Here is a 13,780-nt window from a genome sequence, read left to right on the forward strand (position 1 = left end):
CCAGGGCTTGCTCTCTGAACTCGTCAGAATACTGTTTCTTGGAAAGATTCATTTTTTATCTCAAATTTAAAGGGTTCTAAAAATTTGAGGCGACAACTATTTTGACGCGGGGGGCCCGCACCCGCGGGGATGAACCGGCAGGAACAGTAGACGCAGGAACCATACCAGAGCGTTCCCCGCACCCGCGGGGATGAACCTAAAGTGTAAACACTAACAAAAGACTTAGCGGCGCGTTCCCCGCACCCGCGGGGATGAACCGACTGCGGAGAACGCCGCGAGCCGTGTTAACTTGCGTTCCCCGCACCCGCGGGGATGAACCGTAATTCTATTGACAAGTCAAAAGCCGAGGGCTGCGTTCCCCGCACCCGCGGGGATGAACCGCGTTGCGTTTGTAATGTTCATAAATTCTCCTAAGCGTTCCCCGCACCCGCGGGGATGAACCGTTTTTATACGAGTTTTTGACTGGTTTTGGACAGCGTTCCCCGCACCCGCGGGGATGAACCGCCGCACTTACCGGCGCGGCAGACGCCGACAATGCGTTCCCCGCACCCGCGGGGATGAACCGTCCACCGCCGATATCGACAGTGGGATATTGAGGCGTTCCCCGCACCCGCGGGGATGAACCGGCTGGCGAGATATCGCCAATACTTTTTTCCAAGCGTTCCCCGCACCCGCGGGGATGAACCGTACTTATCGTCATATACAGTCTTAGACGCCGAAGCGTTCCCCGCACCCGCGGGGATGAACCGGCCCGGCACAACCGCAGCGTGGACACCATCGCGCGTTCCCCGCACCCGCGGGGATGAACCGTAACAGGGTCCGGTGTCGCTTGATTTGTATAAGCGTTCCCCGCACCCGCGGGGATGAACCGAGAGTCTACGGGCTTAGATGGAATGGGGGTATGCGTTCCCCGCACCCGCGGGGATGAACCGCTGCGTATTTAGCGCTTAATGTTCCTGATTTGGCGTTCCCCGCACCCGCGGGGATGAACCGGAATATGTGGCTAGCCGTTTGGGTGGAAGTCGGCGTTCCCCGCACCCGCGGGGATGAACCGTGGTGCAACGCTGCGAGCTGGTGGAGCTGCCGGCGTTCCCCGCACCCGCGGGGATGAACCGTCAACCGACTTGCGTAAAACACCCGAGACAGGGCGTTCCCCGCACCCGCGGGGATGAACCAGGTAGTATGTTTTGCCTTGGTATTTAACACGCGCGTTCCCCGCACCCGCGGGGATGAACCGAAATTGTCTTGGGTAATGGTTGCAACTTCGGCGCGTTCCCCGCACCCGCGGGGATGAACCGATTGCTGTAATCCTATACGCGTAGCAATATGAGCGTTCCCCGCACCCGCGGGGATGAACCGCAGACGTTCGGGCAGTTACCGGGAGTTGCATCGCGTTCCCCGCACCCGCGGGGATGAACCGTTGCCGCACCGCGGGATTCGGAAATAGCATCCGCGTTCCCCGCACCCGCGGGGATGAACCGCCATCGGCAAAGGTTTGTCCGGGTTGGTAGTGGCGTTCCCCGCACCCGCGGGGATGAACCGCAGGCGAATAAATTCGCCCCTACAAAAACCAGGCGTTCCCCGCACCCGCGGGGATGAACCGGTCGATCCGGCGGATGAATCCGCCCCTACATCGCGTTCCCCGCACCCGCGGGGATGAATCGTGGGGTGGCCAACTTTGCGGGTATCGGTATCGACGTCTAAGTTATCAAACCGCGCGGTAGTAAGAATGGTCTGGCTTGGCGTTGTTTTGCCAACAGCGAGTATCAAGCCTGGCGGCCACTTGCCGACCCCACGCTGCAGCTTTGCTTTGCGGTAATCGCAATTGAAGTTGTTTGGGTCATAAATCCATCTTGAGGCTGTCGCAAGGTTTGCTCAAAGCTGTGGAGGCGTTTCCAATAATAAATCCAGCCGTGATTGTGATGGAGGTGATGCCAATCCCCGATCGGTATGCCGAATTAGTGTAATCCGAACCATATCCGGGTCTCCCGCCCCACCAGGTCGAGAAAACGATTAAATTCAGGAATTTTGTCGATGGGTACTTGGGCTCTCGGCATTTTCAAGTCGGTATAAGCCGTCACTTCGTCGCCATTATGCCGGTAGTAACGGTGAAACGCCCCCCACGGTGAGATGTAGTCGATTTTTGGGCCGACGTTGTCGAGGCGTTTTTCCGGATATAGCTGGTAGCTGATTTCGCTTTGATAATTTATGCCTTTGAAAGGATAAGCATAGTGACTGTTGATGGTTTTGGACTTGTCCGCCAGGTTGTGCAGCCAAGGGTCTGGTTCTTGGTAGGCACGGATATTCTTGCCGTTGAATAGGTTGTGAAATTCTGCTGTCGATGTCATCGACAGCGCCGATTCCGGCTCGTCCAATCCTTGCAAACCGACCTCGGGGGTGACTTTGTTTCCCATAATTGCCTGGTAGTCTTCCAATAGCCAGCGATTTAATTCCCTGCGTGATTTTGCCGCGAGTGCTCTACGCAGACCGGCCCCCCAATGCGACGCATAGTGTCGCTGCAATGTTTCGACGATACTGCCGTCCGCATTCATTTTATTGCCTGCTTTAACCTTGACAACCCAGGTGTATTGATCGGCATTCAGATTGCGGGGGGCGTCTGTTCCTCTGCCCACCGTTAACGCGACGGCACCCTGCACAGCATAGGACAGATGGCCACTCGATATGTCCGGGTCGGTCAAATCCAGGCAAACTTCTTTATCTTCGGTAGGCTTGACGCAAGCCACCATATGATTGAAATAATTGGTAGCCGGCAATAGCAGTTTGGCCAGCGATGTCCGCTGAGTAGAGGTCAGCACGGGGTAGGCGTCCAGTCCGGAATGCCTGGCCAGATCGACGAATAACATGGTTTTGTCCTTGCAATCGCCGAAGCGGCGTTCCAGCGTATTGGGTGTGGGGCGGGGCGTCATGCCGCCATGGCCGTGTTCGATGCCGACATAACGGATATCTCGGGATACGAATAGCGCCAAGCGGGTAATGATTTCGCTGGCGTTAGTAACGCTTCCGCGTAAGCGCGCGGCCGTATCCGCTATACGTTTATCATCGGTCAATGCCGTTTCGGTAAGGCTGCGCATACTGCTGGAAAGCACGCTCCAATTGCTCTGTTCCGCTAAAGCCAATACCGGTAATACGTCGTAAAGCGACGGCATATCTCTATCGGTCGATAGTGGCGGCGCGGCTTCGTTACTCGTGCAAGTTAGGTCGAAGGCGTTTTCCCGGCAAACCAGCTTGGGATAATCAGTACGCCAGGCGGGTTTGTGGGCGGCATCGTCCCAATTTACGTTTACTTGAAAATGTTCGATAGGGTATAGATTGACCGGATAAAAGTTACGGAACCATGGGAAATCCAAGTTATTTTGCGGAGTGAAAATTTTGTAGCGTAGCACCGCGATGCTGCCCGGTTTAAGTTGCGGGAACGGCAGCGTCACATACACATTATCGGTGAATATATTTGCCGAATTATCAGTGTTGATTTGTATCGTTTCCGGTTCAACGTCGATTACACCGGCATCCGGCTGCAATACGTAAGCCGCCTCGATTTCCGCGCGTTGCTGAGTGGCATCCATCCAAAATCCGAGGTTGCCGTCGTTTTCAGCGCCTGCCGCCGTCAAATATAGTTGGACGGCAGTAATGGTTTCTTCGACAGTCTTGTCGCGACCGATATGCAGAAGATGGGATTCATCCAAAGCGACGCTGCGATAGCCCGATTTCTCGAATTCGGCGATTCGGACCGCTGGCGGTGCAAGTTCCCGGTAGTTTGCATGCCGGGTTGCCGAAGTCCAGCGCAACATATCCGGACTATAGCCGGCTAATTTCAGCGTGTGACCGGGCGTGGCCGCCAGCGGCATGGAGCTGAATGCCAATACCAGTGTCAATAGCAACGACATACTCATAATGTGTTCTCGCTGGCAAGCAGTCGAAAGCTTTTAACCAAGTCCCAGGCACTGCTGCCTGAACTGACTGAACCGTGTCCTATTACCTCGAAAGCCTGATTGGCGGTAACCAATGTGGCGACAAACAATGGCGAGTCTTGAGAAATATACGCCTCGGTCTTAGTGTATCGAGCGAGAGATATTGGGACCATGTCGGCGCCGACGGCAAAGGTTCTGGTTTCCTCCACCTCGAAGTTGTTCCAGCTGGCGGCGATAATGGCTTTGCGTTGGTCGACAAAAGTATCTAGCGTCTGTTGTTGGTTGGGCAAAACTCGAACCACTACCCATTCCTTCAACTTCTTGTTCAGCAACTCCATATCGGTATCGGGATACAGGGTGCCTACGGCAACTTGCCGCCACTGCCGGTCGGGAATGGTTAATTGATAAAGTGCCGGCTGTCCGGATACGGTTTGTTCGGCTTCCAGACGGTCGGCGACATAAAAGGAAAAGTCGGATTTACTGCCGAGCAATCCCAGCGCAATAAACGGTAAGCCGAATATCAGCACGAAGCGTTGCCGCCAACTAAAGCGATCGGGTGCTTCGCGAAAGTTAGCTGTTTGCAGGCAGCGCAGTCGATTCATGCGCTGGTTCAGGATCAGCCAGGGGATGGCGGTGATCACTATGGCAAGCACAAATAGAAAATCCGGCATCAGGTAACCGCCGGCGTAAGCCGCGATCAACATCAACATCAACATGGTCGGCGAAAATTTCACCGCGATACCGTTTTGGCGCGCTAGTCGGGTGGTGTGTTTGGCAATGTTCAGGAATACGGTGAAGTTGTAGAGCGGTATTAACATCTGCCAGGCGCAATGCAAGGGATGCAACTGCTTTTGGCCCAATTCGCGAAGATCTCTGGCAATCCGGTACATCAGAAAACACGAATACAAGCTGGCGCTGAACAGCATTAGTAAAAATACCCGCCAGTTGCGCATCGGCGGATAAAGCATGAGCGGTTCGTCCGGGGATTGCGGCTCAGACCGGCTGCCCCCGGCAACCGCTGCGGTTTCAACGGCGGCAAAAATGTCGCCGTGGGCTATACGACGGTGGCGTTTCTGTCCCTGCCAAAACAGCAACGCTGCGAGTATCAATATTATAGAGGCTAAGGCTATCCCGCCGGTCAAGGTGTTGCGATCACCTTGCAGGTAACCGTTATCGGCGACGGATATGAACACGACGGAGAGGGCGGCCAGAAAGGTGCCGGCGATAAACCAGAGGCCTCCCCGATACCCTTTGATCGCGGCAAGCAATGTTAATACCGCTATTGCCGTCCATCCTGGCGGGCCGATATAACCCAGCGCCTTGGTCTCGGCAGCCAGTTGATCGGCACTGATTCCCGCCAGCAATGCCAAACTCAAATAAAGTAGCGTCACACCATATAAAACCAAGCGTTGCTTGCTTCGTGCCGAATCTTCCATGCCTTATCCAAAATAATCAAATTTGTACGCAGGGTTTACCGCTGAAATTCACTGCAGGCCGGCTATTGGCAATACCTCGGGCCCGGCAACTGATGGCAAACTCTAAAATGAAATGCGGGTTTTGACAAATTTGATTGCTTTACCCGCTCATTATCCGGGTTGGCGGATGGCTATCGCGAAACCGGAATGCCGCCGAATTACGGACGTGAATTAAAGAACCCTGTTGTCCTGAAACAATGCGCTAGCAGACCCGGCAGCGGCGCAACGGTGTGCTGGGCGCTAAAGGTCACGTTCTTGAATATCGGTTACCATCAGTCTCGATTACAGCTGTCATTATGTAAGTTACAACCGGTTTGCCGGTCGAACAATTGAATCTTGCCGGCCTCCAGTGCGAATAGAAGCCTGTCGCCTTTTTTGATGGAAACGGCGGGATCGAGTCTGGCCACGCAGGAAAGTCTGCCGTCGGCGTGGATTTTACCGGACAATTCTGCCGGCCAGTCCGTTTGCAGCCAAGCGGGCGGGCAATGGGTATCGAAATGGACGAAAAGTTCGGCTCCCAGCCATTCCACGACCTCGGCGGTGGCCTCGAACACTAAATCGGCGGCGCTCTCACAACCTGCTTCGATATAGCGCAAGTGCTCGGGGCGAAAGCCGGCTATCAGTTGATTGCCGGTCTGCGGTGGTTGTTGGGCCGGTTCGATTTCACCGATCGGCAACATCAGTCGGGTGCCGTTGATTTGCGCCGGTAATAGATTCATGCCCGGCGAGCCGATAAAGCCGGCCACGAATAAATTGGCCGGCTGTTGGTAAAGTGTTTGCGGGGTGCCTATTTGTTGTACTTCGCCTTGATGCAGCACCGCCACCCGGTCGCCCAAGGTCATGGCTTCGGTCTGGTCGTGGGTGACATAAAGCATGGTGGTGCCCAAGCGTTTTTGCAGGCGGGCGATTTCGCCGCGCATTTGTACCCGCAATCTGGCATCCAGATTGGACAGCGGTTCGTCCAATAAAAATGCCTTGGGTTCGCGGACAATGGCGCGGCCCATGGCCACACGCTGACGCTGGCCGCCGGAGAGGCTGGCCGGCTTGCGGTCGAGCAGGGCGGTCAATTCCAGAATGTCGGCGGCTTGGCTTACTCGGTGGTTGATTTCCGTTTGCGGCAGTTTGGCCAATTTTAACGGAAAGGCCAGGTTTTCCCGGACAGTCATGTGCGGATAGATCGCATAGCTTTGGAACACCATCGCCATGTTGCGATCCTTGGGATCCAAGCCGTTAACCAGTTGCCCGTCGACCCGGATTTCGCCGCCACTGAGCTGTTCCAGACCGACGATCAGATTCAGCAGGGTGGATTTGCCGCAGCCGGACGGGCCGACCAAAATAAAAAACTCGCCGTCCTGTATGGTGAAACTGGCGGACTTTAAAGGTGTGGTGCCGTCCGGAAAAGTCTTGCTGACCTGGTTGAGTACAATTTCCGCCATGTTCGTGTTCCTATCCTTTCACTGCGCCGGCGGTCAGCCCGGCGACGATACGGCGCTGGAACAACAGTACCAGCAGGATGACCGGCAGCGTCACCACGACCGACGCGGCGGCAATTGAGCCTATGGGTTGTTCGAATTGCGAGCTGCCGGTGAAAAAAGCGATGGCGGCCGGCACCGTGCGGGCTGCGTTGGTGGAGGTCAGCGCGGTGGCAAACAGAAAATCGTTCCAGGCGAAAATAAACACCAGTATCGCCGAGGTGAACACGCCGGGTGCCGCCAGCGGCGCGATGATATATATAAATGCCTGCAACGGCGTCGCACCGTCCACTCGAGCCGCCTTGTCCAAATCCCAGGGGATTTCCCGGAAAAAGGCCGCCAGGGTCCAGATCGCCAAAGGTAAGGTAAAGGTCATGTAAGGCAGGATCAAACCGGCCCAGCTGTCGAACAGGCCGAACAGGCGCCATAAATTGAACAATGGGCCGATGATGGCGACCGGCGGGAACATGGCGATGGCTAAAGCGCCGGCCAGTACGGCTTTTTTGCCGGGAAATTCCAGGCGCACGATGGCATAGGCGGCAAACATCGCCAGCGTGACCGACAATAAGGTGGCGATGCCGGCAATGCCGACCGAATTCCATAACGCCGCCGGAAATTGGGCGTCGCCGAAAACGTTTCGGTAATTATCGAAGCTGATTTGGCTGGCAAAGAAGCGTTGGTCGTTTAAGTCGGCCGGACGTTTCAAGGACAGCGAAACGATCCATACCACCGGTAACAGTGCGTAAAACACGGCCAGCAGGCCGCAGCCGCTCCAAAACAGTTTTTCCAGGCTGAATTTCATGACGGGCCGCCGCTGCGCTGTTCGAACGGGGCGCCGAAGCCTTTGATGAACAGCCAGGCGATCAGCAGCACGCAGATGAAGATCAATACCGACACCGTCGAGCCCAGCCCTAAATTAAGCCGCACGATCAAGGTGTTGTAGCCGACGATGGATACGGTTTCGGTGTCCTGGGCGCCGCGGGTCTGCACATAGACGGTGTCGAAAATCCGGAAGGCGTCCAGGGTGCGGAACAATAAGGCCACCATGATCGTCGGTTTCATTAACGGCAGGGTGATCAGGCGTAAGCGTTGCCAGGCCGTTGCTCCGTCCACTCGGGCGGCTTTCAGTAGATCCGCCGGGATTTGGGTCAATCCGGCCAGCAGCAGCAAGGCCATAAACGGTGTGGTTTTCCAGATTTCGCTGCAGATGATCACCATAAACGCCGACCAATGTTCGGTAAGCCAGGCGTTTTGCAAACCCAGTAGGGCGTTAATGAACCCGGTGGTGGGATCGAAGGCGAATTTCCAGGCCAGTGCCGCCACCACGGTGATGATGGCGTAGGGCACCAGGATTGCGGTTCTGACGCTGCGACGGCCGATAGTGGTTTTGTGGGCCAGCAGCGCCAGTGCCAAACCCAGGATGAATTCGAAACCGACCGAGCCGACGGTGATAAGCAAGGTATTGGTCAAGGCCTTCCACCAGACTTCCGAGCCAAGCACGCTGGCATAATTGGCCAGGCCGACAAAGCTGCGCTGTGCCGGAAAACGCAAATCGTAGCGAAACAAAGACAACCACAGCGCATAAGCAATCGGATAGGCGGTAACCAGCAGCATCGCCGCCACGGCGGGCGCGCACAGTAACCAAGCCAGACGGCGTTCGGCCGGGTGGCTACTCATAACAAGCCCTCCGAATTCAAGGCCCGTTGCACGGCTCGGCGCAGTCTTGGCAGGTCGGCGGTGGGCTCTATGTTGCGCATGGGGTGCAAGGTACGGCTGATAGCCAGGGAAATGTCATTGTAAACCGGGCTGGGCGGCCTTAGCACCGCATCGCGCAAAGTGTCGCGCAAAGTGTCGGCAAACGGAAAATGTCGCCGTATTTCGGGGTTGTCGTATAAAGCTTCCAGGGTAGGCGGCATGCCGCCTTGCACGGCGGCCTTGATTTGGTTGGCCGCCGATGCCAGGCATTCTGCCGCCTCAAAAGCCAGTTGCGGGTGTCGGCCGTAGGCGGCAATGCCCAGATTGATACCGCCCAGCGTGACGCGGCTGGGTTGATTCGGGCTGATAGCCGGCCAGCGGCTATAGGCCATGTGTCTGGCGACCTCGGGTGCATTTTGATGCGCGCTGGGCCAGACAAAGGAATAGTTGAGCATAAAACTCGGTCGGCCGGTTTCGAAGGCCAGCCGCGATTGATCCTCGCGGTCGGTGGCCAAGGATGGCGATACGGCCGGCGACGTGGCGATACGCTGCATCATGGTCAGGGCGGTCAGGGTGGCTTCGTCCGGCAGAGACAGCTCGCCGTTCGCGTTCAGCACCGATCCACCGGCCGAGGCCAGCAGGGAAACGAAAAATACCGTCAGGCCTTCGTAACGCTGGCCTTGCAATTGGATACTCCCCGGCGCGGCCATGGCTTCGGCTTGGCCGATAAGGGATTGCCAGTTATCGGGAGCTTGAGCAATGCGGTCTGTGCGATACCACAACAATTGGGCGTTGCTGGTAAACGGGACGGCCCAACTCCGGTCTTTATAACGGCTGCTGGCCACCGCCGCCGGTAAGCGTCCATTCGCTATGTGTCGCGATGTTTCGTCCGGCCAAGCTAGCAGCCAGCCGGCGGCGGCGAATTCGGCGGTCCAGATCACGTCCATGCCGATAATGTCGATGGCCGAGTCGGCGGCGGCCAGACGACGCACCAGTTGCTCGCGCTGTTGGTCGGCGTCGCTGGGAAGCGGCGTGAGGGCGATTTGATAGCGTCCCGCCGCTTGTGCCGAGCAAGCGGCGGCGGCTTGGCGAAATGCGCCGGAGCGTTCGTCGAACACATACCAATTCAGCATGGGTTGCGGTGGCGGCGGCTCGTTTTGGCAGCCTGGGACGATCAGCGTTAGCAAGATGGCCAGGGTTCGCAGTGTTGAATGCCCGTGAATAACAGGGGTGGCTATGGAGCTGTTCATTATCCTCATCTTTCGGTTTGCCCGGTAAAGCCTGAGTTGAGATGGCCTTGAGGCAGGTGACCGCCTATTTCCAATAATGTTCGTTATAACCCATGTTGAGGTAAAAGGGGCAACAAAAACCGCTATACGCCATCTTGCCAAGGTTATTAAAAGCGCTTTATACTGCACATATAGTCAGTAATTTTAAAAGCAGTATGAAGCCACTAACCGACCGGCAACAAGCCGTACTCGACTTTATCGAACAAAGCCTGGCCGAAGCCGGTTTTCCGCCGACTATCGCCGAAATCGCCGCCGCCTTTCAGGTGCGCTCGACCAACAGTATTCGCGGCCATTTGCAGGCGCTGGCGCGTAAGGGAATGATCGAGCTGGTGCCGTCGGCGTCGCGCGGCATTCGCTTATTAAAACCCGGCATGGCTAACGGCTTGCCATTGGTTGGCCGGGTGGCCGCCGGACAGCCGATTTTGGCCGAAGAACATATCGAGGCTTATTGCCAGCTCGGCCCGGATCTGTTCCGGCGCCGCGCCGATTATTTGTTGCGGGTGCACGGCATGAGCATGCGCGATGCCGGCATATTGGATGGCGACTTGCTGGCGGTACAACGCACGCCGCAGGCCGATAGCGGCCAGATTGTGGTGGCGCGTATCGGCGATGAAGCTACCGTCAAGCGTTTGCGGCTGGACGGCGACAAGGCGATTTTGCAGCCGGAGAATCCGGACTTCGCAGCGATAGAAATCGATCTGCAACGCGATACGCTGGTCATAGAAGGCATCGTGGTCGGTGTGATTCGTAGCGATCTGCCATGACCACCTCAAAACCACTCGACGACTGGCTACGCAGCCAAAGCTTGGTCTGGCGCGGTCTGCAAAGCCCGGATAGCCTGCAAACCGGCATCCCGACCGGGTTCCCGGAACTGGATGGCTTGCTGCCGGGCGGCGGTTGGCCGGCTGGGGCATTGTTGAACCTGGAGATAGCGCGCATCGGCGGCGGAGAATTGCCGTTGCTGTTACCGGCCATGGCCGAGCTGAGCCGGCAGGGCCGGCGTATCGTCTGGCTGGCGCCGCCTTATCGGCCCTATGCGCCCGGTTTGCAACAGGCCGGCATCGAGCCGGCGCAACTGCTGGTGGTTGCTTGCTCCAGCAACGCCGACCTGCTGTGGGCATTGGAAAAATTGCTGCGCACCGGTTGCTGCGGGATGGCGTTGGCTTGGCCGAAACAACGGCTGGCCGCGCATCAAACCCGCCGCCTGCAACTGGCCGCCGAAGCCGGCAATGCGCTGGCGGTGCTGTTTACCGGGCCGGGGGCATCGACCGGGCATGCGGCCCTAAACATTGCCTTGCAACGTCAAGCCGACGGTTTGCTGCTGGAAATCCGTAAAGCGCGCGGCAGTCTGCGCCAACATCGCTTGTTGCTGGCGTTGTAGCATGAACACCGCCGTTGCCGGTGTTTTAACGCCGGACTCTTTCCCGCAGCTAGCTACCGAACCGGTCGTTCCCTCAAAGAGGCCGAAACTATGGTTGTGCGCTTATTTCCCCGAGCTGGCACTCACCGCCGCCGGCCTGGATTTACGGCAGGCTGTTGCCTTGCGGGAGCAACATAAGGGCCGGTCAGGTCTGTGCGCGGTTTCCGAGTCGGCCCGGCAGGCCGGCGTGGCAGCGGGTATGACGCCGGCCGCCGCGCTGGCTTTATGCCCCGGTTTGCAAATCCGGGACAGGGATAGCCGGATGGAGCAAATCGCTTTAAGTCGCCTGGCCGATGCCGCCCTGGCCTTCAGTCCTTGGGTCAGTCTGGATTGTCCGAATGCCGTATTGCTGGAAGTCGGTACCTGTCTGACTTTGTTCGGCGGTGCTGAACGGTTGCGCGAAAGTCTGCGCCAGGCCCTACTCGGTGTGGGTTATAAATGCGTAATTTCCTTGGCTCCGTCGCCGGCAGCCTCCGAATTATTAGCGCGCTTAAACCTGGAAATACTGGTACGGCGGCAGCTCGAATTGCGATTCCTGCTGGGACCGGTGCCGTTGGCGGGGTTGGGTTTGGACAATGACTTGTTGAAGCGGCTATCGCGTACCGGCGTACAGTGCTTGGCCGACCTGTGGCGTCTGCCGCGCGATGGCCTGGCTCGCCGTTACAGTACTGCGTTGCTGCGCCATTTAGACGCCCTGGCCGGTAACGACAACCGGGTGCTGCGGCAGTTTCACCGGCCGCCACGTTTTGCCGGCAGCCGGGAATTGCCGACCGAACTGGAGAAGTTGGAGCATTTCTTTCCGGCCGTCGAACAGCTGGCCGCAGAGCTGGCCGGGTTTCTGCGCCAGCGCGATGCCGCCGCACTCGGCGTGCGCCTGTCCTTATATCATTACCGGCAGCCGGCCAGCCGCATCGAGCTGAGCTTTCGCGTCCCCAGTCGCGACGCCGGGCATTGCTGCCGATTGCTGCGGGAAAAACTGGAGCGTACCGTACTGCCGGCGCCGGTATTGAGCCTCGAACTGGTCAGCGAGGCGATTGCGCCGTTTCAGCCGCAAACCTTTAGTTTGTTCGACGACGGCCAGGAACGCGAACAAGATTGGCAAACCGCCTTGGAGCAATTACAAAACCGCCTCGGCCACCAGGCCTTACAGTATCCGGCCGCCAATGCCGAGCATAGGCCGGAGCGGGCGGGTTTTCTGAGCTATTCGGCTGCCGCGATCGATGCACCGTTGTCGGTGCGGCCTGTCTGGTTGCTGCCGGAACCGGAAGCGGTTAATCCCGCCGAGTTGGATTGCCTGCCGGATAGCGAGCGTATCGAGTCGGGCTGGTGGGACGGCGGGCCATTGAGGCGCGATTATCGAATCGCCTACGACAGAGCAGGCCGCAAATTGTTGGTGTTTCGCAACCTCAATCCGGGCGGCGGCTGGTATTGCCATGGTCTGTTCGGCTGAAACAGAGCCGCCGGCTTTCGCCGAGCTGCATTGCTTATCCAACTTCAGTTTCTTGCGCGGGGCCTCGCATCCGGAGGAATTGGTGGCCGAAGCGGCCCGGCTCGGTTACCGGGCCTTGGCATTGACCGATGAATGCTCGCTGGCCGGCGTGGTCAGGGCGCACCTGGCGGCCCGCAAATACAATGTTGATTTGATCGTCGGCAGCGAAATGCGGCTGGACGACGGTTTGAAATTGTTGCTATTGGCCACCGATCGCACCGGTTACGGCAATCTGGCCCATTTAATCACTGTCGGCCGCCGTCAGGCCGACAAGGGCTGCTATCGATTGAGCCGAGACGATTTGCAGCGGCATTTTCCGGCCAACTGTTTGGCGATTTGGTTGCCGGATACCCGTTGCGATATCTCGGCGGGTCGTTGGCTGAAACAGCATTTTCGCCACGATTTGTGGTTGGGTGCCGGGCTGTTTTTGTCCGGCCGGGACAATGAAAACCGGGCCGCGCTCGAAGCGCTGGCCCGGCAGCTCGATATTTCGTTGGTGGCCTGCAACGATGTGCATATGCATCGCCGTTCGCGGCAGGCGCTGCAGGATACCTTGACCTCGATTCGTCTCGGCCAGCCATTGCCGGAACTGGGTTATGCGCTGTTTGCCAACGGCGAGCGCCATCTCAGACCATTAACCCGGCTGGCCGAGCTGTATCCCAGGGCTTGGCTGGACGAAACCATGCTTATCGCCGGTCGCTGCCGGTTTTCGCTGGATGAGCTGCGCTACGAATACCCGAGCGAATTGGTGCCGGACGAGCATACGCCGGCTTCCTGGCTGAGGCATTTGACCGAAACGGGCCTTAGGCTGCGCTGGCCCGACGGCGAACCGGCCAAGGTGCGGCGGCAAATCGAGCATGAGCTGGCCTTGATTGCAGAACTGGCTTACGAACCGTATTTTCTGACCGTGCACGACATTGTGGCTTTTGCCAAAAGCCAAGCCATTTTGTGCCAGGGTCGCGGCTCGGCGGCTAATTCGGCGGTGTGCTATTTCCTGGGTATTACCGAGGT

Annotated in this window: 10 protein-coding genes and 1 CRISPR repeat array; of the genes, 4 read left to right on the forward strand and 6 right to left on the reverse strand. The window is 57.7% G+C overall.

What is annotated here, in order from left to right:
- The first annotated feature begins 108 nt into the window (after positions 1-108).
- A CRISPR array of direct repeats spans positions 109-1,664; the repeat unit is 28 nt; unit sequence GCGTTCCCCGCACCCGCGGGGATGAACC.
- A 294-nt stretch (positions 1,665-1,958) separates the two neighbouring features.
- From M0R33_RS23505 to M0R33_RS23530, 6 genes are all read right to left on the reverse strand, one after another.
- Positions 1,959-3,911 (reverse strand): DUF3857 and transglutaminase domain-containing protein, encoded by a 1,953-nt coding sequence (locus M0R33_RS23505; protein ID WP_292574393.1) that lies wholly within the window; start codon positions 3,909-3,911, stop codon positions 1,959-1,961.
- Positions 3,908-5,365 (reverse strand): hypothetical protein, encoded by a 1,458-nt coding sequence (locus M0R33_RS23510; protein WP_292574394.1) that lies wholly within the window; start codon positions 5,363-5,365, stop codon positions 3,908-3,910. The genes M0R33_RS23505 and M0R33_RS23510 overlap by 4 nt, the downstream gene beginning before the upstream one ends.
- A gap of 311 nt (positions 5,366-5,676) precedes the next feature.
- On the reverse strand, positions 5,677-6,840 hold the full coding sequence (gene ugpC / locus M0R33_RS23515) for a sn-glycerol-3-phosphate ABC transporter ATP-binding protein UgpC (RefSeq protein ID WP_292574395.1): 1,164 nt from the start codon (positions 6,838-6,840) through the stop codon (positions 5,677-5,679).
- A 10-nt stretch (positions 6,841-6,850) separates the two neighbouring features.
- Positions 6,851-7,678: a carbohydrate ABC transporter permease gene (locus M0R33_RS23520; RefSeq protein WP_292574396.1), complete on the reverse strand. Its 828-nt coding sequence runs from the start codon at positions 7,676-7,678 to the stop codon at positions 6,851-6,853.
- Positions 7,675-8,553, reverse strand: a complete 879-nt coding sequence (locus M0R33_RS23525) for a sugar ABC transporter permease (protein ID WP_292574397.1) — start codon at positions 8,551-8,553, stop codon at positions 7,675-7,677. The genes M0R33_RS23520 and M0R33_RS23525 overlap by 4 nt, the downstream gene beginning before the upstream one ends.
- Positions 8,550-9,821, reverse strand: coding sequence for an ABC transporter substrate-binding protein (locus M0R33_RS23530; protein ID WP_292574398.1), 1,272 nt, complete (start codon positions 9,819-9,821; stop codon positions 8,550-8,552). The genes M0R33_RS23525 and M0R33_RS23530 overlap by 4 nt, the downstream gene beginning before the upstream one ends.
- 194 nt (positions 9,822-10,015) lie before the next feature.
- Between M0R33_RS23530 and lexA the strand changes: the two genes are divergently transcribed.
- The 4 genes from lexA to M0R33_RS23550 all read left to right on the forward strand — a co-directional run.
- The gene (gene lexA / locus M0R33_RS23535; protein ID WP_292574399.1) at positions 10,016-10,624 is read left to right on the forward strand and encodes a transcriptional repressor LexA; all 609 of its coding nucleotides are present in this window, start codon (positions 10,016-10,018) and stop codon (positions 10,622-10,624) included.
- Positions 10,621-11,241: a translesion DNA synthesis-associated protein ImuA gene (imuA, locus tag M0R33_RS23540; protein ID WP_292574400.1), complete on the forward strand. Its 621-nt coding sequence runs from the start codon at positions 10,621-10,623 to the stop codon at positions 11,239-11,241. The genes lexA and imuA overlap by 4 nt, the downstream gene beginning before the upstream one ends.
- 1 nt (position 11,242) lies before the next feature.
- On the forward strand, positions 11,243-12,730 hold the full coding sequence (locus M0R33_RS23545) for a DNA polymerase Y family protein (RefSeq protein WP_292574401.1): 1,488 nt from the start codon (positions 11,243-11,245) through the stop codon (positions 12,728-12,730).
- On the forward strand, positions 12,714-13,780 hold a 1,067-nt coding region (locus M0R33_RS23550; protein WP_292574402.1), incomplete at its 3' end, for a PHP domain-containing protein. The genes M0R33_RS23545 and M0R33_RS23550, both read left to right, overlap by 17 nt.

Source organism: Methylomonas sp., assembly GCF_023228165.1.
Classification (GTDB): domain Bacteria; phylum Pseudomonadota; class Gammaproteobacteria; order Methylococcales; family Methylomonadaceae; genus Methylomonas.